Raw genomic sequence first — 22,636 nt, 5'->3', positions numbered from 1 at the left:
CGAAGTCCAGGGCCCGACCGCGGCGTTCGAAGCGCCATGCGGACAGGACCGGCTCGATCAACTCCCAGCGCGCATCGGACAGGTCACTTGGATACGCACGTCGTTCCGTCATGAACTGGGCGTACCGCCAGCTGGGGGCGTGCGCCCAGGCGCGCAACCCGCCGTGTCGAAGCACGGGACAGATCTGGCGTCCTGGAATGAGACAGGCGCAAGCAGGATCTCGCCCCATCTGACACACCACTGGCCTCACCACGCATAACCACAACTACAGCCCCACCAGCAACACCTCATCGAGAAGCGCAAACCGCCCTAAGAGATGACGCTCAAGATGAAAACGACCTCTCACAGTCCGACTCGTAAAGGACGATCGAGGGGCACCAGCCGCCAAGGTGCTCCGTGCGGCGCTCTACTCCTGGGTGTTCCGGTTCGTCGTCAACGGGGAGGGGGAGTTGAAGCCCCGCATCGACGCTGAGCAAGCCCCGGCCGATGTCGTGGCGGCGCTCGACTGGATCGCCCGGAAGTCGGTGAACATCACTGATCTCAATACTCCCTCCGTCGTACGGTCTGCACTCGACGCCTTGGCGCTGCGCCTGGACGGCAAGCCCGCTGCCGACAACACGGTGAACCGGAAGCTCACTGTGTTCAGCAACTCCCTGCGGTACGCCGTGGAACGCGAGCTGCTGGCGGTGCTGCCTTTGGGCAAGGTGGACTGGACGGCCCCAGAGACGGATGACGAGATCGACTTCCGGTTCGTCCCCGGCCCTCAGTTGGCGAAGAAGCTGATCAACACTGTTGGCTCACAGGGGGAACGCGGTGCGCATCTGAAAGCCTTCTTCGGCTGCCTCTACTACGCCGCTACCCGCCCGGCTGAGGCAACCAATCTCAAGGCCACCGACTTCGTCCTGCCGGAAGATGGGTGGGGAGAACTTCTGTTGTCCAGCAGCACACCTCGGGTCGGCTCCGGTTGGACGGACACTGGAGAGTCCTACGACTCTCGCGGCTTGAAAAAGCGGGCGCGCAAGGCCACCCGTGCCGTTCCGATCCCGCCGGTTCTCGTGCGCCTAGTGCGCGAGCACATCAAGCAGTTCGGCGCGGCGGAGGATGGCCGGCTGTTCCGCGCGGCGCGGGGAGGTCACCTGCTGTCCAAGGAATACGGGGAGGTATGGAAGACTGCTCGCCGCTCGGTGCTCACCGAGTCCGAGACGGCTTCCCCGCTCGCGGACGTGCCGTACTCCCTCCGCCATGCGGGCGTCTCCCTGTGGCTTGAATCGGGGGTCTCTCCGGCCGAGGTAGCGCGCCGAGCGGGGCACAGCATCGCTGTTCTTTTCCGCTTCTACGCCAAAGCGATCCACCGCAATCAGCAACGCTCAAACCAGCAGATCGAGGCCGCACTTGATGCGGCAGACGACGAGTGAGCGGCTAAGCCGCAAGTCAGTCACGAACTAGACACTGTTCCTTCATACCTTCACAAGATCGAGTAGGGTCCGTCCCGCCACGACACTCAACGAAGGATGACACCCGCTTTGAAACTGGCCAAGATAATCACCGCCCTCGCCCTCGGGGCAGCCGTCAGCCTCGGCGCCACCACCACCGCCACCGCTGACACCGGCAGCTCTCCGGCTCCCAGCGCCACCGAAAACGCAGGGCCTGCGGACGCGGCCGACCGCGCCCGCGACGCCAAGGCGCGCAAGGGCCCCGTCATCGCCTCCTACAAGGGCAAGAAGTTCGACCTGGCCAACGGGTGGGGCACCGCAAAGGTCTGCTCCGAATACCCCGATCTCACCGTGAAGTGCTTCGACACCGACGCGCAGGCCCAGGCCGACATGGCTGCCCACGCCAAGAAGGATCCCCGAGCCCTGCCGAAGGCCCCCAAGGGTCGCTCCGCCATGATCAAGCCGACGGCACCGGCAGCCAAGACGTCGATGGCCAGTAGCTATGCGGCGGCCGCCGGCATGGCGTGCTCCTACGGCTGGACGTGCATCGGCGAGCACCAAGACATGGGGGGTCGCAAGCTCCAGTGGTCCGCAGACGGCACTAAGACTCTCGGACAGTACGACTTCCGGGATGAGGCCACCTCGACCTGCAACAACGACGAGATCGGCGGCATGACGCTGGTCGACTACCGCGACAACATGGTCGACCCCGAGAACATCACCGGCCTCGGCACCTGCGACACGAGCCTCCACGACGACGACTACCCCGGCTTGGGCACCGGCGATTGGAACGACCGCGCCGACGCTGTTCGGATGTGATCTTAACCACCCCACAGCGATGCCCCCACACCGACTACGGTGCGGGGGCATACCCGTACACCGCCCACCACGGAGCCCCCCATGCGTTCACGCATCACACCCCTTGCCGTCGCTGCTGGCCTGCTACTGACCGCCGCCTGCACCAGCGAATCCACCACCGACGTCTCCATCCCCGCCACCCTCCCGTCGCAGCCCCCCGGCGACGAGTCTGCCAACCGGGGCGACGCCAAGCGGTTCACCGATGCCGCCGCAGCGGACGGAACGCCCCTCGCTCTGAAGGTCACCCACATCATCGAAGCCGTCGATGGTGACCGGCCGTACACCTACCTCGTCACCACCGCCGAAGACACCCCCAGCACGCAGGACGTCTCAGCACTCATCGAAGACTGGTCCGCATGGCCCGACAAGGGGACCGAGCCCGCCATGGTCGGCGTCTACAAGGCCGACGGCACCCGAATCGGCTCCGCCAGCATCGACCTCAAAGCCAAAGCGTGAACGGTTCTCGTGGCTGACTCCCATGCCTGTGCAGGCGCGCGGCCGGTAAGCCCATCGCCAACCGGCCGCGATGCACCCCGTGTTAGAGCGTGCTCCCCTTTCAGACACGAGCCTGGGTCGGTCACTCGCAGGATCGGCGGAGACCCGGGGGCTTCGGATATGGCTGCGAGCGTGTCACCGTCTGATGGCTAAAGGGACTTGGCTACCCAGAGCTCCACGACGACTCGACCGCTTAAGTCAGCGTGACCCGACAGGCATCGCACTTGCTCAGAACGGGCAGGGGCGGCGCCTTCGTCGTTTCGTGGACCGTGGAAGCTCCTCCGACTACTCTGGCCCCCACATGGCCCATAGCGCCTGGTCACAGGCTCAAAACGCGTCGCATGGTGGTCCACGCCTGGTCCACACACACTGATCAACAGCGTGACAGAGGCGGTTCAAGGCGAGACAGCGTCCACGATGAAGGGGCGCCCCGTAAGTGGGACGCCCCTTCTGACCTGCTACTTCGCTGACCTGGCGGTGGGTGTGGGATTTGAACCCACGGTGACATCGCTGCCACGACGGTTTTCAAGACCGGCCGGATCCGCGCGGCCAGATGTGGCTTGACCAGCGCATATGTCCTCTCACTGGACGCCATCTACGCCTGGTTGGCCGGAGGTTGGCCGCGCCGCCTCTGGTTGGCGCGCGTCGATCGACGCCCGGAGCCATTACTAGCTGTGGCCGACCGCTTCGTCCCGAAGCAACTTGGACGGGCACGCCACCTTGGGCTGGAGTGTCCTTCACCTGTGCTGATGGTCCGCAGGCGTCGGCGTTCGTCCGCCGTCGTTCGTGGACGTTGTCACGCAGTTAGACACTCACCTGATGCGACCCGGTGCGCGGGAACAGCGCACGTCAGCTCAGTTCTCCAGGCTTTGGCATAACCCTTCCAGTGTCGCTGATCAACTCTGGGAGCCCAGGCCAGAGCGGGGTGGGGGTGGTCACCTATGGGTGGCGGCTGTCAGCGTTGGTCGGCCTTGGACGGCCCAGGGACGGCCCAGGACTCAGTCAGTCCCACCGGCTGTGCAGTGCAGGCAGCGGCGTCACCGCCCGTCACTCCATCTGCACGGGAGCGACCGGGAGCTGCTCCTTGTAGGGCCACGTGAAGGTGCGGTCGGGTTCGAGGTGCGCGTCTCCCCAATGGATGACATGGATGCCGTTTTCGATGTCGGCCGTGAAGAACACACAGACCAGCCTGGTGGAAGCTCCCAGCTCCTCGAACGCCTCGTGCAGCCCCAGGTACTCCTCGGTCGCCAAGTCCTCATCGACGTCGAACAGGCCTTCCGGAGGCTGCGGCCCATGCGCCCGGAACAGCCGGTGCCGAGTGGGCGACGCATTGGCAGGCAGTCGGGCTCGGTCCAGCGGCCTCGGCCTGTCCGCGTACCGGAACGGGAAGAGTGCGTGATCGTTGATCACCGCATATTCATATCCGCGCACGTCTCGGACGGCTTCCCCCAGCTCGCGGGCGGTCTCCGCCAGGTTCTCGCGGACCACGCCTGCGAGGGCGACACCGTACGGACTCCGCTTCTTAAGCCCTGCAGCGAGGTGCGCGGCATGAGCCTTCCCATGCGCCTTGGCCAGTTGCACTGGAACCGCAGCCGCAAGCGCGCCGGCATGCTGCCCAAACCGCTCGACGGCCCAGGCCGACGGCCCTACCGGATAGCCACCCAACACCGACATGCAGTGCTCCCCTCCCCCACGTCCCACCTCTGAACTGTGTGACACGTCCACGAAGGACGCACAAGGGAGCGATCTGGCCAGGGCACGGCCGCACACGCTCGCTTCCAAGAGCAGCCACGCTTGATCACCGGTCGCCGTGACCAGCGGGCACCTTGCCGATCAACACTCTGACCTGCTGATGAGCTGTCGGCGCTTGTCGACGTTGGTCATCGCTCAGCGCCCTTCCACGGCCCCGAGACAGCAGCCAGGTAGGGCGCTCACTTGCAGGTCGCACGCCTCGACTGTTGCTGACCGTCGATGGACGACGCCCACGGGAGAACGAAGTCGGTGGCCCCCGGTGCCGCGAGTCTCTATCTTCGAGGTGTGTCAAAGCCTAGGAAGCGCAAGCCGCAACGTCGCCCTCAGTCGCATTCGCGCCTCGCCGATCACAAGCGGCAGGGGAAGATGCTGACACCGCCGCTTCTTGCTGTAGTGGGAGACAAACTGCGGGCCGTCTCCTGGGATCGAGACCAATTCCCGGACTTCCTATGGACGTGTTGGCACCTTGATAGCGGTGAACCTCGCGACCTGGTAAAGCTCGTGAAATACTTGGATCGCATTGACGAGATCATTGGCCCAGATCGTGAAGGGTTTCCGGAGCACTGGCTTCTCACCGGCCGACTGACGGTCTTCGAAGCGATCCCCGAGATAACCCGCGCACGAATTCTTGACGAGCTGCGCCGACAGAACATTTACGAGGCGATGGTTCCCGAAGAATTCGCCCAAGCCCTCGGTATGTACCCGTCTGCTCCGGGGCGGTGGCTTATCCAGCCTCGGCTTGAAGCTGGAATGAGGATCGACCCTGAATCGGCCCAGCGCGGGCTTGAGAGGGTAATTGCTGCCGCGATGGGCGGACAGAGCCCTGTTGCGACTCGCGTCAAGGCAGCGGTGTTCCGCCAGTACGTTCACGCTCGCCGCATCTCCATGCCGCCTGCACTTATTGACGGGTGGCGAGACGTCATCGTGCGTTACCCGATGGCAACGACACCAGAAGAGACCTCCAGGGTTGAGTCCTTCATTCGCGCTAGCTTTGGCGCAATGGAAGGAGCTATGGCGGAAAAGGGTGGCGAAGATTCCGGCGAGTCCACCTGGTCGCCAACTTTCTGGCGTTCCAATTGGAGCCTTTTTCCATGTCGGCGTCGCGAAGCTCGCCGAGAGAAGCCGCTTCTCAGCGAGGGCGACAAGGCCTCGATTGAATCCGCATATCGCGAGATGGCGGATGACATCAAGGACCTCCGTGAACGATTCGAGCAGCTCGCTGACACCACTAACCCTGACCTCTTCGACCCCGATCGCTATGAGGTACTCACTGGAGTTGTGGCACGGGTGCTCCGATACCTCAGTGTTTACATCGGCTACCCGGCGTTGTGGACGATGGAGCATGGGGCACCGCTACTGAGAAGTGTGGTGGAGGCGCGGATCATCATCCGGTATCTCTCAGCTGCTGACCCCCAGTCCAATATATTCCGTCGCTTCAAGGCGTACGGGATGGGGCGCCTCAAGCTCCTGAAGCTCCACTTCGAGGAATACTTGGCTGCCGAGGATGATCCCCATGAGGACATGATCGCCTATGTGGAGTATCTGGAATCACTAGTCAATCAAGATATATTGGAAGAGTTCCAAGATATCAACCTCGGTGGAAACTTCGCGGGCAAGGATATGCGAAAAATGGCGGCTGAGGTTGGCCTTGAGCGCGAGTACCGACTCATCTTCGCGCCAGCGAGTAGTAACGTTCACGGCGAGTGGTCCGTAATTGATGAGTACGCATTGGAGCGATGCCGTAATCCTCTACATCGAGGACATCGGATCGTCCGGCGTAGCACTGACGTCCCCGTCGGGGCAATGGTCGTCGACGCCATCGCAGAATTTTCGTCTCTATTGGTGGACGAATACGAACAAGCGACGAGTCAACAGCGCGCTCTGACTGCCGGAAACCCGGAATCTACATAGAGGTTATCCAAGAGGGCGGTGGAACGGCTTTGGGCTGGAGCTGCTTTGGGGCGAGTGATCATGGCCCCGTAAGCTGATGGCGAGTCGGGCAGTCTGTGGACCTGCCCGTTAAAGCACGACGTTGGGGCCATGATCTTAGAGGCTCGCCCCAAAGTGGCTGCCTAAAGCCGTGGAGCCGACCGCCCCAGCCATAGAGGGTGTCTCCCACTTCATGCCCGCAGCCGCCGAGCGCGCCGCCGGGCGCGGCCAGCCGGGGCGAAGACAGGAGGCAGGCCGCGCCGCAGAGGCGGCGCGCCCGCGCTGTGCGCGGGCCTTGATGAAGTAGGGGCAGTTCTACCGGGCTTCGACAAGGGGGCATGCGAAACCATCACCCTCTGATCAGATCGACGATCTCTCCCGCGCTCCAATGCCCGGCGGCTCCTGGGCAAGCTGCTACGTAGGCCGCGATAGTGGCTTCATCCCACGGCCCTGCCTCCAGTAGCCCCGTTGACAGGTATCGCACGTAGGGAGCGGAGGGCTTGACCCAATCGACATCGTTCATGCCCCATGGGGCTGTGAAGGTGAGCACTGGCAAGCCATCCACCGTGCCGGGGCAGATGAGCGTTTCGTAGCGCCCGTCCCCGAGCTTGGCTCTGCCTTTGCTGAGAGCCTCGCGCAAGTCGAGATCGACGCCCGGTTCTCGGTACATCTCCTGTGCCGCGATGTCCGAGAACTGCTCAGCCGTGACCAGGTGGGCACGCGCGAGGACGCGCCCGCTCGCCTCGGGATCGTAGAAGGCGCGCCCTCCGGTCCACACGGGAGATTCCGTAGCGAAGTAAAGGGTTCCTTCCAGCTCTAGCGGCACAGAGACGGCTGGCGCGCGCTTATCTCGGCATCCTGGGTAAGTTCTAGCCGCTCCCGGTGGGCGACCCCCCGCGATGTAGAACGCCAGGCGGTCCAGATGCATGTTCGATCCGTAGGACGTGTACCAGACCTGATGCGGCATAGCGCCTTCGAACTGCGCCTTGTCGACGACGCGTGTGCTGACCATTGCTTCCTGGTACCCCATGGATGGTGCGCGAACGGCCATTACTCGGCCGACACGTCGTAGCGGATGACGTGGCGATCCCCAGGCAGGATCGTGATCATGACTCGCAAAGGGCGGTCACCCTTGTCGTAACCGGTCCGCATGTGGACCGCTACGGGCGTCGCCGCAGGCAAACCCAGCTTCTCGGACTCCCCGCGTGTGGGCATCCGAACCGTGATCTCGTCTTGGTAGCGCACTTGGATCAGCCCAATGCTGGCCAGCACGCCACCAGGGGCGGCGACATCCTCGGGCAACATCAGCGCGGTTCCACGGACTAGCTCTTCCGGGAAGTAGGAGTCAGCCAGAGCGTAGGGGTCCTGATCCACTATCCGCACACGCTCCCGTACGACCGTCAATGCTGTCTCGGGATCGAGTTGTAGCTGACGGGCGATCTCAGCCGAAGGGCGACGGATCGTCACCTTCACCTCTTGCCGGGGCTCCCGACCGCTCTCAGCTACGACGCTGGCCCACTGATCACCGTTGGCGTCGGACCGATGACGCGAGCGGGACTCCAAGACCGACCAGTCCCAAACGGCCGGCGTGAGCTGCTTGCGCACGAAGCTACCGCGACCCTGACCAGCAATGATCAATCCCTCGTCGGTCAGTCGACGAAGGGCCAGCCGCACCGTGTTCCGACTGACTGCGTACTGCTCCATCAACTCGAACTCGGTCAAGAGCTGCTGACCGGGGGCGAGTTCGCCTCGTTCGATCTGCCCGCGCAGATCATCGGCGATCCGGTGGTACCTCGGCGTCTGCTCGCCCACTGGGTGCCTCCATGGTGTTGGCTGACTTGTTCCAACAATGTACGCCAAAGTGCTTGACGCCCCCAAGACCCATGGGCAGACTCCTAGGCATCAAGTTGTTGGTACAAGACCACCAATACTTGTGAGTCACCTCCATGCCCGAAAGGGTTTGCTCCACAACTGCACAGCGTGATCCACCGCAGCGACACGGCCGTGACCGCACCGGCCGAGGGCGAGTGGAGACCAGTCGGCCGAGACCGGACCCGCGTCACAACCGGGTCCCACACCCCGTAGGGGGACACGCCACCGACTCAAAAGAACCGCACGGCACACCTTGTACCTGCGACGACTTCCGGGATTTCGGAACTCCCCGGACCGAGCGGCGCCGTGCGAGTAGGAGATTCGAGCGTTCGCCCCCACTGACTCATCAAACGGCGTGCGGCCCCGGTGCTGGAACACCGGGGCCGCTGTTTGAGCCGTTCCTATGCGAGAGGAACACGACTCATGAGGCACATCGGTGCTGTTCAGGCGGTTGTTACCGCCGACCTGTTCGACTGCGAGCCGACGGCTGCTGAGCTGGACGCGATCGAGCGGGAAATGCCCGTCATCAAGGCGGAACTGGAGCTGCTGGACGCACAGATCGTGACGCTTGACCGGGAGCCGTCGCAGCTGGACGTGCGGCGTATCAGGCGGGCGCGCCGGCGGGTGCTGGCGACCCGCCGGGCACTGGCCAACCGGGCCGCTGCGGGTACACCGGAGGTGGCTTGATGGCTGCGACGTTCACGGCCCAGATGACCGTCAGCCAGACGACGGGGTGCTGGCGCCTGTACGTGGCGCTGCTCGGTGTACGGGCGGCGCCGTGGCCTGAGCACGACTTCGGTCACGGTGCTGCGGTGCCGACCGTGGCGGAGCGTTCACGAGCGCTGAACGCTCTCGGCTACACGTTCACGGACGGCACGGAGTGGGAGTGGACCGAGACCAGCGACACGGTCGACGACGCTGCCTCTCCGGTCCGGCTGATCGCCTCAATCACGGTGGGGGAGGCGGCGGGATGAACAGTGTTCAGATCCGTTCAGCCGAGCGCGCTCTGTCGGTCGGCACGTGGATGATCGTCGGTGGGGCGATGCTCTACTCGATCCTCACGGTCACTCCGCTCGCGGCCCGGCACACTCCCAATGAGTGGGACTGGACCGCGCCGATTCTGCCGCTGGTGGTTGACGCCGCGGTGGTCATCGTGGTCCGCCTCGACTCCGTGCTCGCGCGCTTGGGCGGACATGGCGGGCGGTGGCCGGTCGTGCTGCGGTGGATGACCGGCTGCATGACGGTGGCCCTGAACGTTGCCGACTCCGCGTTGAAGAAAGACGTGGTCGGTGTGGCCGTCCACTCCGTCGCGCCGCTGCTGCTGATCGTGACGGCGGAGGCCGGCCTGGCCTACCGGCGGGCCATCACCGCAGCCGTGACGGCTCTCGAAGCCCAGCGGCGCGAGGAGCGGGAGGTTCGCGAGCGGGCTGCCGTGGAGCGGCGTGAGGCGGTCGAGAAGCGGGCCCGCGAGGAGCGTGAACATGCGGCCATGTTGGCGCGTGAACAGCGTGACCATGAGGCGCGTCTGGCTCGTGAGCAAGCTGAGCGCGAGGAGCGGGCGCGGCGTGAGGAGTACGAGCGTGCCGAGGCTCGGGAGCGGGCGGAGAGGGAGGCTCGTGAACGCGGTGAGCGTGAGCGTGAACAGCAGCAGCGTGAGCGTGAACGCCTTGAACGCGAGGCCGCTGAACGGCGTGAGAGGGAGCGGCGGGAGCGGGAAGCCGCCGCTCGTCGTGAACAGCGTGAGCGTCAGGAGCGGGCGGAGCGTGAACGCGCCGCGCTGCTCGTGAACGGCCCTGCGACGGAGAAGCTGCCTGAGGATCACGCACGCAAGGTGGTGCACGCCGCGTTCGGTGAAGGACTGCCGGTGCGGGCTGCGGCCGACCTGTGCGGCTGGTCGATCGGTTGGGTTTCCAGCCGCTACCAGGAGCTGCGTGACAGCGCGCCGACCGGCCCGCGTGCTCTGGAAGGAGCCACTTCGTGAAGCTCTCCCCGAACACCGCACCCGTTGAGCCGGACGACCTCCTGATCCGGCTGCACAACATGGTCGGCGCCGCCGTCGACATCACCGGCAAGACCTACGGGGACGGCTCGCGCTGGGACTGCCATGGCTGCGGCGACCACTCGGAGCGCCCCGTGTTGGACATCCTCGCCTTCACGCGAGAGCAGGCCAACGCTCACGCGGGGTCCTGCCGGGCCGCGTACCACCGGCTGACCTGATGCCCGGCCGCCGCGACCTTTACGACCCGACCGGCGAGCGGCACGGCATCCCCACGTTCCCCTGGAAGCTCGCCCCCGAGGGCTACGCCACCTACCGGCAGCTGCGTGCCGCCGGGCTGCGGCCCGGTGGGCAGCCGGTCGCCGCGCAACTCTTGCGCCCGCGCCGTCGGCGCGGGCCGCTGACCGCCTACCTGTACCGGATCGACCGGGCTTTGCCGGTGCGGCCGATGACACCGGCCCGCCGTGCGGCTCTGGCGAAGGCGAACGCCGCGCAGCAGATCTGCCCCAACTGCCGGTGTGACGTGGGGTATCGAATCCCGCGCTCGCACGGCATGTGCGGCACCTGCATCCACCACGAGGAACAGCGCGCTGCCTGAAATTCCGCAGGGCCCGGCCCTTCTCCACCACAGATGCCGGCCGGGCCCCTACTCCAGCAAAGGAGTGCACCCAGCATGACCGACACCACCATCACCCCGGTAGCGGGCCCCGAAGCCCCGCCGGACACCACACCGCCCCCGCCCGAGCAGGCCAAGCCCACCCCGGCCGCCGAGGTGGACCACACGCCGGGAGGGTGGCCGGTCGTCCCCCTCGCGGTGACCGGCACGAACACCACGGCGTCACTGCTCGGTGCTGCCGCGCTGGTTGGCGGACCGGTCGCGCTCGCCGTCGCCGCCACCGGCGCAGTAGTTCTCGGCACGGTGGCCGCCACCCGCAACCGCCGTGACCAGCGGGGCAAGGCGACCACGACTGGCCGCGCTGCCCGTACCGGCAAGCTGAAGGCGGCCGGGGCAACAGCGAGTGGCCGCAGCCTCCGTTCCGGCGCGGGGCGGGTGCCGACGCAGTCCCGTAACGGGAGCGCCGGCACCACTAAGGCCACCACGGGGCGCGGTCGAAGCAACGCCGCCCGAAAGTCGGCCGGTTCGTCGCTGGCTGGCAAGGCGGGCGGGCTGAACCGTGGTCCGGGACAAGCCCGGGCGCGGGCTGCCGGTGTGGGTTCAGCACCTGCGGCAAGCAAAGGCCGGGGGCGGGCGGGGCAGGTCAAGGCGCTGCGGGAAGCGCAGCGGCAGGCGTCGCCGTCGCGGGCCGCACGCCGCGCTGAGACGACCGGCGCCCGTCGTTCAGCGGCCGATGCCCGCCGCGCTGCCAAGACGCAGGCCCGTACCGCGTCCTTGGTCCGCAAGGGCCCTGTGGGCCGCATCGCGGCGAAGGGGCTGAGCAAGGCGAGCAAGGCGCGCAGCGGCGCGACCGACCGGGCGCGGGCGGCTCGTGACCAGCGGGCGGCCGGGCAGGTCGGACAGCAGCGCGCGGCGGTACGCAAAGCCCCGGCCCGCAAGAAGGCGCGCAAGGCGCTGCGGCGATCGGCGGCCCGGTTCCAGGGCCGCCGCCTGCTGGCGGCGCTGCTCGCCGGGGCGCTCGGCATCGTCGGCATGCTCACCACTCCGCTTGGCCGGAAGCTCGGTTGGGCGTGGCTGATGCACCCGGGCCGCCGCCTGTACGCGCGGCTGATGCGGAGCGCGACTGAGCAGCGGGGTGGGCGGGACGAAGAGATCCGCGCGGTTCAGGAGAACGAAGAGGCCGCCGCCGACGCGGAAGCGGTCGACGACAGCGAGCAGATCAGCGACACGGCGCAGCGCCCGGAGGGCGCGACGCCTGCAGCACCCACCACGAGTGAGGGAGAGAGCGTGTCCGGGTTCAACTTTGAAGAGCAGGCAGCCGAGATGGAGTCCGCAGCTCAGCAGTACGAGCCGGACAACGCCATGGAGATCCTGGCCATGGTCGAAGGGCTCCCTGCGGCGCTGACCAGCGTGGCGAACGTGATGAAGATCCTTGCCGAGCGGGCCGACTCGGAGTTCCCGCTGGAGAAGGAAGTCGCGGACGGGTTCAACGACATTTTCGGCGCGGTGATGAGTGCGGTCGCGGTCGCTGAGGACATGGGCCCGCTGTTCCGCCAGGCCCACGAGCAGGACATCGCCCGCCACGAGGACCCGCGCAACGGGCCCGAGGCCGAGAAGGGATGGAACGTCTGATCATGGCCACCACCACACAGACCACCACCAGTGGTCCGGTGTGGGACTGGGCTGCCGGTCACGGACCCGTGACCGGCGCTCTGTCCGCCACCACCGGATGCCTCGCCGTCGCCACCACCGGAGCCGCCACCGGCATGCCCCCCGGCTGGGCGCTCGCCGTCGGCGCGGCCGGCGCGATCGGCCACACCATCAGCAGTCTCCGCGAACGCCTCTCCGCCCGCACGATCGCGATGCGGTCGGCTTCCTGGCTGGTCGGGGCGGGGTGGACGACGTGGGCCATGACCACCGGCCCCCTCACCTGGGCCGCCCTCGGCTCGCTCGCCACCGTCGGCGTCGGCATCGGCGCCGCCGCCCGATCCACCTTGCTGTTCGAGGAGGCGCGGGAGCTGGAGGCCATCGCCGCCGACGAACGCCAGGTCGCCCGCGAACTGTCCGCCGAACGGAGGGCGATCGCTGCCGAGTGGGTCGACCGCGTCCAGCGCGTCTGCGGCATCACGCTGCGCGTGCTGGCAGTGGAGATGTGGCCGACCGGGGCCGGGTTCACCATCGACGCCGAACTCCCCGCGGGCGGCACCACCTACGACAGGGTCGCGCAGTATGCCGGGCAGCTTTCCGCCGATGCCAGGTTGCCGCACGGCTGCACCGCCGTCGCATCGCAGGGCATCCACCAGGGTCGGGTCCTGATCGACGTGACCACGGTCAACGTGCTGGCCGGAGAGATCACCTACCCGACCGACTACGGCCCGCTGTCCCTGCACACCGGGTTCCCGTGGGGTCTGCGGACGAACGCGGACGAGATCCGGGCGTACCTGCGCGAGCAGTGCGCGTTGGTGGTCGGGCCGACCGGGTCGGGCAAGACGAACATGGTCCACACGATCCTTGCCGGGTTCGCCCGCGCCACCGACGTGCTCACGTGGGTGATCGACCTGAACGCCGGATCCGCCGGCCTGCCCTGGGTGCGCCCCGCCCTGGACGGCGACTCGGGCGAGACGGTGCGGCCGGGGATCGACTGGCTCGCCGCCTCGCACGAAGAAGCGATGCTCATGCTCGATGCGGCGGTGAGGGTGGCCAAGCACCGGAAGATGGCCTACCAGGACCTGATGTCGAAGGCGAACACGGACCTGCTGCCCATCAGCAACCGCATCCCCCAGATCATGATCGTGATCGACGAGGGTGCGGAGATCCTCGCCAGCAGCGACAAGCAGGCCCGCAAGCTCGCGGAGAAGATCCTCGAAGTGATCCGGATCGCCCGCGCCATGGGCATCCGCACCGTACTGACCGCACTCGGAGCCACCGGGGCCGTGCTCGGCAACCTGATGATCCGCCGGGAAGCCAAGGTCCGTGTCGCCCTGACCGGTGGCGAGACCGAGGGCATGGACCTGGGCAAGCAGTTCCCCGGCAGCCGGGGGCTCCGCGTCGACCAAGCCCCCTACAAGGGCGCCGGGTTCATGGGCACCCCCGAATCGGCCCCGGCGCTGTTCAAGTCCTGGCGGATCAAGCCCAACCAGATCCGCGAGATCGTCGCCGCCACGTCCGACCGGCACCCCACCCTGGACGCCACATCGGCCAAGGCCGCCGGGCCCGACTACACCCGCCGCTGGGACCACGCCCGCACCGCCTGGATGCACGACCACCACCCCACCACCCCGACCCCCACACAGGGGACCAGCAGTTCGGGCGGACTGAATCTCTCCGCGCTCCGCGACGAGCAGCAGCCGCCCGCCGGTCCGCCGGTGGATGAGGATGCGCTCGCCCGCCGGTTCCGCGAGCAGATCGACGCCCAGTTCGCCACCGCCCACGAACCCGGCACGGAGCCGGAGCAGCCTCCCGCGTCGGCGGGGCTGAACCTGTCCGCGCTGCGGAGCGAGGACAACGCCGCCAGGCAGGCCGCGCTCGCGCTGCTGCTCGCCGCCGGACCGGAAGGCACCGGAGCATCCGCGATCGCCCGCGCGCTCGCCGGCGAGCACGGGACGACCAGGCAGACCGTCGTCGGATGGCTCAAGACGTGGACCGACGACGGCACCGCTGTGCGGGTCGGAGCCGGCACCAAGGCCCGCTACGTCCACCACCAGCATGCCCCCGAAAGCCCCACCGAGAAGTGAGGGTCCGTCGCTTGTCGCACCACCCGCAAGGAAGGCCCTGGATGCCCCTGTGGGGGCCGGAAACGGTCTTTGACCTGCGAGGCGACAAGCGACAAGACAAGACAAGCGACAAGCCGCACGACAAGCCAGACGACAAGCGACACGACAAGTCGAGCACGGGCAGCACCCACCACCCAGGGGTGCTGCCCGGCGTCGTTCAAGGGAGCAACTTGTGCACTCCGAGACCCCGTACGAGATCACCGCCCTCAACGTCCAGAAGCCCACCGGGTACGGCGCGATGCTGCCGAGCGAGATCCCGCCCGGTGTCCAGATGGTCACCCTGCCCGGCGGCGTCCGAACCCTGGCCTACACCCAGCCGCCAGCCGCACCCGCGCCGCAGTCGGCGCCGGTCGCGCAGCCGATTCCGACGTGGGCCAAGACCACCGCACTCCTGACGCCGACGATCGGGGGCGGCATCGCCGCCGCCGGTATCGGCCTCTCCTACGCCGCACCGGGACTGATCGCCATGAGCCACGCCCTGTGGTCCGCCGTCGCCCTCATCGCCGCCGCAGCCGTAGGCGTCCCCGTCCTGCTCCGGCTCGCCCGCAGTGCGACCGGTGCCGGCACGGGGGCGACGCACATCACGCAGAACATCACCGCGAGCGGGATGTTCGGCAAGGCCAACGGCACCATCAACCGCCATTAGCCGGGGGTTGTCGTGCCGCTCCTGGACTGGCGGGACGCCCGCCACTTCGACGCCTCCCGAAACCTGCCGTGCGTGCTCTGCGGCAGGCCCACCCCCATGCGCTCCCACGACCGCGAGCCGGTCCACAAGGTGTGCGCCGAGGACTGGTGCGACCGAAACCCCCACTCCAACCGCTTCCACAGCTGAACGCCAAGAGCGGCCCCTGTCTCACGCCAATGATCCGGGGCCGCCCTCGTCCGCCAGCACTCTTCACAGAACTGGAGACACCCAGCATGACTCAACCCATCCCCATCCGGCGATCCCGCGTGCTGCGGGTGCTGGACGCGTACTGCTGCATCGGCGGTGCGGCACGCGGCTACCAGCAGGCCGGCTTCCACGTGACGGGCGTCGATATCCGCCCGCAGCCGGACTACTGCGGCGACGCGTTCCACCAGGGCGACGCAATCGAGTTCATCCGCGCCCACGGAGCCGACTTCGACTTCATCCACACCTCCCCGCCCTGCCAGGGCGAAGGCGCCCCAACCAAGGGCACGAACGCCGCCCGCAACGCCCGCACCGGCCGTACCCACCCCCGGCTCATCGCCCCGACCCGCACCGCGCTGGACGCGGTCGGTCGCCCGTACGTGATCGAGAACGTGCCCGGCTCCGAGGTCCGCAAGGACCTGCGGCTGTGCGGGGAACAGTTCGGGCTCGGCGTGCTCATGCACCGCTACTTCGAACTCGGAAACTGGACCACCCCCCAGCCAGCGCACCCCGCGCACCGGGGCAAGGTGCGGGGATGGCGGCACGGCCAGTACTTCGACGGCCCGTACGTCGCCGCCTACGGCAAGGGCGGCGGCAAGGCCACCACCGAGGAAATCCAGCAGGCCAAGCGCATCCACTGGTCCGCCGACCACTTCAACCTGCGCGAAGCCCTCCCACCCGCCTACACCCACTGGATCGCCACCGCCTTCCAGACCGCAGCACTGGGGGTGGCCGCATGAGCACCGAACTCCTGCGAGCCGCCCTCGAAGCCGCCGAGCGAGGTCGGCACGTCTTCCCGCTTCGGCCCGGCGACAAGCGGCCCGCCCTGCACGGTGAGGCCCACTGCCCCGGAACTGGCGACTGCGCGGGCGGGCACCGCAAGTGGGAGCAGCGCGCCACCACCGACCCCGACCGCATTCGCCGGGCATGGTCGGCCGCTTCGTTCAACGTCGGGATCGCCACCGGCCCCTCGGGGCTGCTGGTCGTCGACCTGGACATGCCCAAGCGCAAGAGCATCAAGGGCACTGAGGGCACGCCTAGCGGCGTGACGACCTTCATGGCGCTCTGCGAGCGCGCCGGGCAGGCCGTCCCCGCTACCTACCGCACCCGGACCGCGAGCGGTGGGGAGCACCTGTACTTCACCGCCCCGTCCGGCATTCGGCTCAGCAACACCGCCGGGGCTCTCGCGCCTCTGGTCGACACCCGAGCGTGGGGCGGATACGTCGTCGCTGCGGGCAGCACCCTCCCCAGCGGCAACTACACCGTGATTGACGCCCGGCCGGTAGCGCCGTTGCCCGCATGGCTGCTGGAAGCTCTCAGGCCCTCTGAGCGCCCCGCACAGTCGCTTCGGCTCGCCCTCCCTAAACACGGGAACCGGGCCGCTGAGACTGCCCTGGAACGCGAAACCGAACTCGTCGCAACGGCCAAAGAGGGCCGTCGCGAAGCCCAGTTGTTCGAGAGCGCCCGCAAGGTGGCCCGGTTCGTCGGATGGGGTGACCTGACCCGACAGGAGGTGGAGCAGGCATTTCAGATGGCTGGTGAGTCGGCCGGACTCCCGGCATCCCAGTGCCGCTCCACCCTGCGCAGCGTCCTGAACTGGTCCCTGCGCAACTGCCGGCCGAGGGAGGCGACGTGAGCGCCCACCCCAATCCCCATCTGAAATGCCTCCCCACCACAGCCGACACCAGCCACGCCGAAACGGCCCCAGCGCCCCACGGACAGAGGGCGCCGAAGGTCGTCGGCCGTCAGGCCGTCCCCATTGCCGTTCGTCCTGACCCGCAGACCGGCGACGGCAGGCACGTGAACGGGTGGCTGCACGTCGTCGCACCGCAGGGCGCAATCCCCACAGCTACCTCCGTCTGTGACTGCGGGCGCAACCGCAGCGCCGTCGGACGCAAACACGTGATCGCCCTGGTCGAAGACCACACCGCCCACCGAGACCTCTGCCCGCTGCGTACCGCTTCCCAGGAAGGGAGGACCGCCGCATGACCAGCAACAACACTCCCGCGCCGTCCATCGACGGAGCCACGCTGCTCGATGAAGTGGAAGCCTTCCACCGCCGCTTCAACGTCTTCCCCACCGAAGCCGCCTACGTCGCCGTAGCCCTGTGGGACGCCCACGCGCACCTGATGGACGCGCTGGACGGCACCGCCCGCATCGCGTTCCTCAGCCCCGAACCGGGGTCGGGAAAGTCGCGGGCGCTGGAGATCATCGAGACGCTCACGCCGCGCGCTGCGACGACCGTCAATGCCTCCGCGAACGCCCTGTTCCGGCTCGTCTCCGCAGACGAGGGCACACCCACTCTCCTGTTCGACGAGATCGACACCGTATTCGGGCCCAAGGCGGGCGGGAACGAGGAAGTCCGCGGGTTCCTCAACTCCGGTTACCGGCGCGGCGCCAAGTCCCTGCGCTGCGTCGGGGACGGATCCGACCAGAAGGCAGGCTTCTTTCCCTCGTTCTGTGCGGTCGCCATGGCCGGACTCGGCACGCTGCCGGACACGATCCTGACCAGGTCCGTCATCATCCGCATGCGGAAGAAGGCGCCCAACGAGAAGTGCGAGCCCTACCGGCGCCGCGTCCACGAGAAGCAGGGCCACCTCCTGCGGGACCGGCTCGCCGACTGGACCGCCACCCTGCACGATCAGGTAGCCGAGGCATGGCCCGAGATGCCCGAGGGCGTCACGGACCGGCCAGCCGACGTGTGGGAACCGCTGCTCGCGGTCGCGGACGCGGCCGGTGGGCACTGGCCGGCCCGGGCCCGCGCTGCGTGCACCGAACTGATCAAGTCAGCGAGCAGCAACGACGAAGCCTCCCTCGGCGTGCGGCTGTTGACCGACCTGCGCGACAAGGTGTTCTGCGGTGTGGACAAGATGCCCACTGCGGCCATCCTCGAAGTCCTCCTCTCCCTCGACGACGCCCCGTGGGCCGATATGAGCGAGGACGGACAGGCCATCAAGCCGCTCACCGCACGCCGGCTGTCCAAGCTCCTCAGCCAGTACGTGCGCCCCGACAACACCCCGATCAAGCCCAAGGGGATCCGGGTTGGCAGCACCACCCCCAAGGGCTATTACGCCGAAGACCTCACCGATGCGTGGAACCGCTACTGCCGCCCCGACCCCGAGAAATCCGCAACATCCGCAACATCCGCAACACCGCAGGTCAACGAGGGTGAATCTGTGGCGGAAGGCCCCTCCGAGAGCCGCCACATGTTCACCGAAACCGACACACGCCAGCTGCGCATCGCGGGCTGACCAGCTGTGCCCCAAGGTCCCGCCGCGCCGCCCGCGCGGCGGGACCTATCCGCAACACAAGCGGCATCCGCCACAGATTCAAGCCGCTGACCAGCGGTGTTGCGGCGTGGCGGATGTTGCGGATCCCCCAGAAGGCCCGAGACGAGGAGTCGCAACGATGGCTCGCCCCAAGATGCTCAAGCTTCGCGAGGTACTCGAAGAGATCGAGATGAGCCGCGCAGCCTTCTATCGCATGCGCGCCCGTGGTCAAGCCCCGCGCCTCCAGAAACTCCCCAACGGTCAGCTCCGCGTCAGCCGCGCCGACCTTGACGCCTGGTGGGCGTCCTGCGAGGAACGCGCCGCCTGAATCCGTTCGCTTCACCGGGGCCCGCGCTCAGCGCGGGCCCCTCGTTCTGTCTGGAGAGAGATGCTCACGTACGACGTTGATATCTGGTCCATCCGCAAGCGTGTCGACCGGCCGAAACCCTGGGAACTGCGTTGGCGAGTCGGTGAGCGCCCCCATTCCCGCAGTTTCAAGCTCAAGCCGCAGGCTGAGGGGCGCCGGTCTGAGTTGATGACCGCTCTGCGGGACCACCAGCAGTTCGACGAAGAAACGGGCTTGCCCGCGAGTGAGCTGCGGGCTCGTACCTCTCCGTCCTGGTACGAGCACGCCACCGGATACGTGCTGATGAAGTGGCCACGAGCCGCAGCCAAGCACCGGGCGAGCATCGCTGAATCGCTCGCTGTGGTGACTCCTGTGCTCGTCACCAGCAAGCGGGGCGCGCCCTCCGCCGCAGTACAGCGAACTGCTTTGTACCAATGGGCGTTCCGAGCCGTTCGTGACGCCGAGGGGACCTGGGTGTCACGTCACGTCGTTGAGGAGCCGCCCTCCGACATTCGATCCGCTCTGGCGTGGATCGCTGCCCATTCCATCAAGGTCAGGGCCCTGGAGGATCCTGCGCTTCTACGTCCAGCCTTGGAGGCGCTGTCGCTCCGGATGGACGGAGGCAAGGCTGCCGAGAACACTGCCCGGCGCAAGCGCATGGTGCTGAGCAACGTGCTGCGCTACACGGTCGAGGAGAAAGGGCTTCTCACCGCGAACCCTCTGCCCCGTGTGGACTGGACGCCGGCCGAGAGCGACGACGAGATCGACTTCCGGTACGTGCCGGGCCCGGACGTGGCCCGCGCGTTGCTCGGGGCTGTCCGCGACTCCGGACCTCGCGGCAAGCACCTGCACGCTTTCTTTGGGTGCCTCTACTACGCAGCCATGCGGCCTGGTGAGATCGTCGCGCTCAAGGAATCGGACTGCACCTTGCCACCCAATTCACCAGAGTCCGTGAAGGAGTGGGGCGAACTGCTTCTCGGGGAGAGCCGTCCCGAGGTTGGCGGTGGCTGGACCGACGAGGGCACGTCTTACGAGAAGCGCGGTCTCAAGCGGCGCAGAAGCGGCGCAACGCGCACCGTTCCTATCCCGCCGGTTCTCGTGCACCTGCTCCGAGAGCACATCACTCGATACGGCACGGCCGATGACGGCCGGCTGTTCCGGGCGGCACGCGGGGGACGTGTGGCGTCCACCGAATACTGCGATCTGTGGGACAGGGCCCGGACAGCGGTGCTCACGCCCAGCGAGGTGAAGTCCGGTCTTGCGGCCGTGCCGTACTCCCTGAGGCACGCGGGCGTATCGCTTTGGATCAAATCGGGTGTGGACCCCGCAGAGGTCGCCGCCCGCGCCGGGCACAGCATCGCCGTGCTGTACCGCTTCTACGCGAAGATCCTCAAGGGAGGCCAGCAGCACTCCAACAGCCTGATCGCCCGCGCGCTCGACGAGGGGGACCGGCCCTGACCCTGGCCCACAGATGGCCCATACGCACTGGTCAAAGCTGGGATACCGGCGAGAAAGGGTGAGACAGGGTGAACGCAGAAGGGGTGCCACTCCGGAGGGTGGCACCCCTTCTGACCTGCAACGCTTCTGACCTGTGCGGTGGGTGTGGGATTTGAACCCACGGTGACATCGCTGCCACGACGGTTTTCAAGACCGTTCCCTTAGGCCGCTCGGGCAACCCACCTCGCGTCACCGGCACGCGGTGGCGTGAGGAACAGCCTAGCCGGTCAGCTGTCGTCGCCCTTGCGCTGGCCCAGGGTGACTTCGGCCGTCGACGTCTTGCCGTCGCGCTCGTATGTGAGGGTGACCTTGTCGCCCGGCTTGTGGGTCCAGATCTCGCTGATCAGGGTCGGGCCGCTGTCGATCACCCGGTCGTCGAGCTTGGTGATGACGTCGCCCGCCTTCAGGCCGGCCCTGCCCGCCGGGCTGTCCGACGGGACCGCCTCGGTGCCGCCCGTGCCGCGGTCCGCGATGACCGCGCCGCCGTCGCTCTTCGGGTCCATGGAGACCGTGGCGCCGATCACCGGGTAGACCGGCTCGCCGGTCTTGATCAGCTGCTCCGCGACCGTCTTCGCCTGGTTGACCGGGATCGCGAAACCGAGGCCGATGGAGCCCGCCTGGGACTGGCCGAAACCGCCGGTGCCGGCCGACTGGATGGCGGAGTTGATGCCGATGACGGCGCCGCGCGCGTCGAGCAGCGGGCCGCCCGAGTTGCCCGGATTGATCGACGCGTCGGTCTGCAGGGCGCTCATGTACGACGCCTTGCTGTTCTGGCCGTCGCCCGAGGCCACGGGGCGGTTCTTGGCGCTGATGATGCCGGTGGTGACCGTGTTCGACAGGCCGAAGGGCGCTCCGATGGCGATCGTCGAGTCGCCGACGGCGACCTTGTCGGAGTCACCCAGCGGCAGCGGGGCGAGGCCGGAAGGGGCGCTCTTCAGCTTCAGTACGGCTACGTCGTAGCCCTGCGCGCGGCCGACGACCTCGGCGTCGTACTTCTTGCCGTTGGAGAAGGTGACGGACAGTTCGCCGCCGTCCGCCGCGGACGCCACCACGTGGTTGTTGGTGACGATGTGGCCTTCCTTGTCGTAGACGAAGCCGGTTCCCGTGCCGCCCTCGCCGTCGCCGCCCTGCGCCTCGATGGTGACCACGCTCGGCAGCGCCTTGCCCGCGACCGCCGCGACGGTACCCGCGTCGCGCTTGAAGTCCTTCGTTTCACCGGACGCGGAGACGGTCGTCGAGTCGGTCGGGCTGTCGTTGCGCTCGGCGGCCCAGTACCCGATGCCACCGCCGACACCGCCCGCGACCAGTGCGGCGGCCAGCACTCCGGCGACCAGGCCGCCGGCGCGCTTCCTGCGGGGAGCGGGAGGTACGGGCGCCATGGGCGCGCCCCACGCGGGGCCGCCGCCGTCGCCGCTGCCACCGCCGCCGTAGGGGTGAGCGGGCGGGGGCGGTGGCCATCCGGCGCCGCCCGTGGCCGTGGCGGGACCGGGGGCCCCCGGCCCGGCGGCCTGCGACTGCGACTGCGCCTGTGAATGCGGATGCGGCTGCGGCTGCGGGACCGGCATGTAACCCGGCTGAGGCTCGGGCGTCGTCTGTCCCTGCGTGGTGGGGTTGTGTACGGGCTGGGCAGGCGCGGGGGACGCCGGCTCCTGCCCGCGATCCGCCGGATTCGTACCCGTGGAACCGGAGGCGGGCCCGGGAGCGGCCACCGGCACGGGAGGTGCTGAAGGGGCGGCCGGAACCGCAGTGCCCTCGTTCTCGGTGCTCACAGCTCTCTTCTCCTCGGTCCCACGTCGGTCTCGGTCAACGTCACCACTGTCACTACTGTCACCACTGTGCAAGTGTCCGCTGTCAGCTTTTCCCACCGCGCATCAGAGGACCGTAAGCGGTTCCTGTGCATCCAGGGAACAT

22 protein-coding genes, 1 tRNA gene and 1 pseudogene are annotated in these 22,636 nt (G+C 67.6%); 18 read left to right on the top strand and 6 right to left on the bottom strand.

Annotated features, from left to right (window positions below):
• Positions 1–112: pseudogene (locus tag G412_RS39365) on the bottom strand (IS5 family transposase); the annotation flags it as partial.
• Positions 113–449: 337 nt separating this feature from the next.
• Here G412_RS39365 and G412_RS36020 point away from each other — a divergent pair.
• The 3 genes from G412_RS36020 to G412_RS0126510 all read left to right on the top strand — a co-directional run bounded on the left by G412_RS36020 (position 450) and on the right by G412_RS0126510 (position 2,747).
• Positions 450–1,415: a tyrosine-type recombinase/integrase gene (locus G412_RS36020; protein WP_244283226.1), complete on the top strand. Its 966-nt coding sequence runs from the start codon at positions 450–452 to the stop codon at positions 1,413–1,415.
• A 108-nt stretch (positions 1,416–1,523) separates the two neighbouring features.
• Entirely contained in the window at positions 1,524–2,252 is a 729-nt protein-coding gene (locus G412_RS0126515; RefSeq protein WP_028814738.1) for a hypothetical protein, read from the top strand.
• 81 nt (positions 2,253–2,333) lie between these two features.
• Positions 2,334–2,747, top strand: a complete 414-nt coding sequence (locus G412_RS0126510) for a hypothetical protein (RefSeq protein ID WP_028814737.1) — start codon at positions 2,334–2,336, stop codon at positions 2,745–2,747.
• A gap of 1,086 nt (positions 2,748–3,833) precedes the next feature.
• Here the strand turns inward: G412_RS0126510 and G412_RS0126505 are convergent.
• Entirely contained in the window at positions 3,834–4,460 is a 627-nt protein-coding gene (locus tag G412_RS0126505) for a hypothetical protein (RefSeq protein WP_028814736.1), read from the bottom strand.
• Between the two features lie 588 nt (positions 4,461–5,048).
• On the opposite strand from G412_RS0126505, the gene G412_RS39820 reads away from it, so the two are divergent.
• Positions 5,049–6,449: a DUF5677 domain-containing protein gene (locus G412_RS39820; RefSeq protein ID WP_167546495.1), complete on the top strand. Its 1,401-nt coding sequence runs from the start codon at positions 5,049–5,051 to the stop codon at positions 6,447–6,449.
• 367 nt (positions 6,450–6,816) lie between these two features.
• Here G412_RS39820 and G412_RS0126495 read toward each other — a convergent pair whose 3' ends face one another.
• Positions 6,817–7,479, bottom strand: a complete 663-nt coding sequence (locus G412_RS0126495) for a hypothetical protein (protein WP_028814734.1) — start codon at positions 7,477–7,479, stop codon at positions 6,817–6,819.
• Between the two features lie 38 nt (positions 7,480–7,517).
• Entirely contained in the window at positions 7,518–8,279 is a 762-nt protein-coding gene (locus G412_RS0126490) for a GntR family transcriptional regulator (protein WP_028814733.1), read from the bottom strand.
• Positions 8,280–8,762: 483 nt separating this feature from the next.
• Here G412_RS0126490 and G412_RS0126485 point away from each other — a divergent pair, with 483 nt between their 5' ends.
• From G412_RS0126485 to G412_RS0126420, 14 genes are all read left to right on the top strand, one after another.
• A complete protein-coding gene (locus G412_RS0126485) occupies positions 8,763–9,026 on the top strand; it encodes a DUF6284 family protein (protein ID WP_028814732.1) in 264 nt (87 codons plus the stop codon).
• Positions 9,026–9,313, top strand: coding sequence for a DUF6303 family protein (locus G412_RS0126480; protein ID WP_028814731.1), 288 nt, complete (start codon positions 9,026–9,028; stop codon positions 9,311–9,313). The genes G412_RS0126485 and G412_RS0126480 overlap by 1 nt, the downstream gene beginning before the upstream one ends.
• A complete protein-coding gene (locus G412_RS0126475) occupies positions 9,310–10,320 on the top strand; it encodes an RNA polymerase sigma factor sigma-70 region 4 domain-containing protein (RefSeq protein WP_028814730.1) in 1,011 nt (336 codons plus the stop codon). The genes G412_RS0126480 and G412_RS0126475 overlap by 4 nt, the downstream gene beginning before the upstream one ends.
• Complete coding sequence (locus G412_RS0126470; protein WP_028814729.1) at positions 10,317–10,556, top strand: hypothetical protein; 240 nt, start codon at positions 10,317–10,319, stop codon at positions 10,554–10,556. Before G412_RS0126475 ends, G412_RS0126470 begins: the two co-directional genes overlap by 4 nt.
• Complete coding sequence (locus tag G412_RS0126465; protein WP_037649934.1) at positions 10,556–10,933, top strand: RRQRL motif-containing zinc-binding protein; 378 nt, start codon at positions 10,556–10,558, stop codon at positions 10,931–10,933. Before G412_RS0126470 ends, G412_RS0126465 begins: the two co-directional genes overlap by 1 nt.
• A gap of 75 nt (positions 10,934–11,008) precedes the next feature.
• Complete coding sequence (locus G412_RS0126460) at positions 11,009–12,583, top strand: TrbL/VirB6 family protein (protein WP_028814727.1); 1,575 nt, start codon at positions 11,009–11,011, stop codon at positions 12,581–12,583.
• A 2-nt stretch (positions 12,584–12,585) separates the two neighbouring features.
• A complete protein-coding gene (locus tag G412_RS0126455) occupies positions 12,586–14,685 on the top strand; it encodes a hypothetical protein (protein ID WP_028814726.1) in 2,100 nt (699 codons plus the stop codon).
• 211 nt (positions 14,686–14,896) lie between these two features.
• Positions 14,897–15,370, top strand: coding sequence for a hypothetical protein (locus G412_RS0126450; RefSeq protein WP_028814725.1), 474 nt, complete (start codon positions 14,897–14,899; stop codon positions 15,368–15,370).
• A 12-nt stretch (positions 15,371–15,382) separates the two neighbouring features.
• On the top strand, positions 15,383–15,556 hold the full coding sequence (locus G412_RS40330; protein ID WP_167546494.1) for a hypothetical protein: 174 nt from the start codon (positions 15,383–15,385) through the stop codon (positions 15,554–15,556).
• An 86-nt stretch (positions 15,557–15,642) separates the two neighbouring features.
• A complete protein-coding gene (locus tag G412_RS0126440) occupies positions 15,643–16,353 on the top strand; it encodes a class I SAM-dependent methyltransferase (RefSeq protein ID WP_028814724.1) in 711 nt (236 codons plus the stop codon).
• On the top strand, positions 16,350–17,249 hold the full coding sequence (locus tag G412_RS0126435) for a bifunctional DNA primase/polymerase (protein ID WP_028814723.1): 900 nt from the start codon (positions 16,350–16,352) through the stop codon (positions 17,247–17,249). The genes G412_RS0126440 and G412_RS0126435 overlap by 4 nt, the downstream gene beginning before the upstream one ends.
• Positions 17,250–17,598: 349 nt before the next feature.
• A complete protein-coding gene (locus G412_RS0126430; protein ID WP_028814722.1) occupies positions 17,599–18,864 on the top strand; it encodes a DUF3631 domain-containing protein in 1,266 nt (421 codons plus the stop codon).
• Between the two features lie 157 nt (positions 18,865–19,021).
• Complete coding sequence (locus tag G412_RS0126425) at positions 19,022–19,210, top strand: helix-turn-helix transcriptional regulator (protein ID WP_028814721.1); 189 nt, start codon at positions 19,022–19,024, stop codon at positions 19,208–19,210.
• A gap of 60 nt (positions 19,211–19,270) precedes the next feature.
• Complete coding sequence (locus tag G412_RS0126420; protein ID WP_028814720.1) at positions 19,271–20,686, top strand: tyrosine-type recombinase/integrase; 1,416 nt, start codon at positions 19,271–19,273, stop codon at positions 20,684–20,686.
• 136 nt (positions 20,687–20,822) lie between these two features.
• Here G412_RS0126420 and G412_RS0126415 read toward each other — a convergent pair.
• Positions 20,823–20,909, bottom strand: a tRNA-Ser gene (locus G412_RS0126415).
• A gap of 43 nt (positions 20,910–20,952) precedes the next feature.
• Positions 20,953–22,494 (bottom strand): S1C family serine protease, encoded by a 1,542-nt coding sequence (locus G412_RS0126410; protein WP_028814719.1) that lies wholly within the window; start codon positions 22,492–22,494, stop codon positions 20,953–20,955.
• Positions 22,495–22,636: the final 142 nt, after the last annotated feature.

Source organism: Streptomyces flavidovirens DSM 40150 (genome assembly GCF_000429085.1).
Taxonomy (GTDB): domain Bacteria; phylum Actinomycetota; class Actinomycetes; order Streptomycetales; family Streptomycetaceae; genus Streptomyces; species Streptomyces flavidovirens.
The sequence above is the reverse complement of the archived record's forward strand: the minus strand, read 5'-3'. Positions and strand labels throughout refer to the sequence as shown.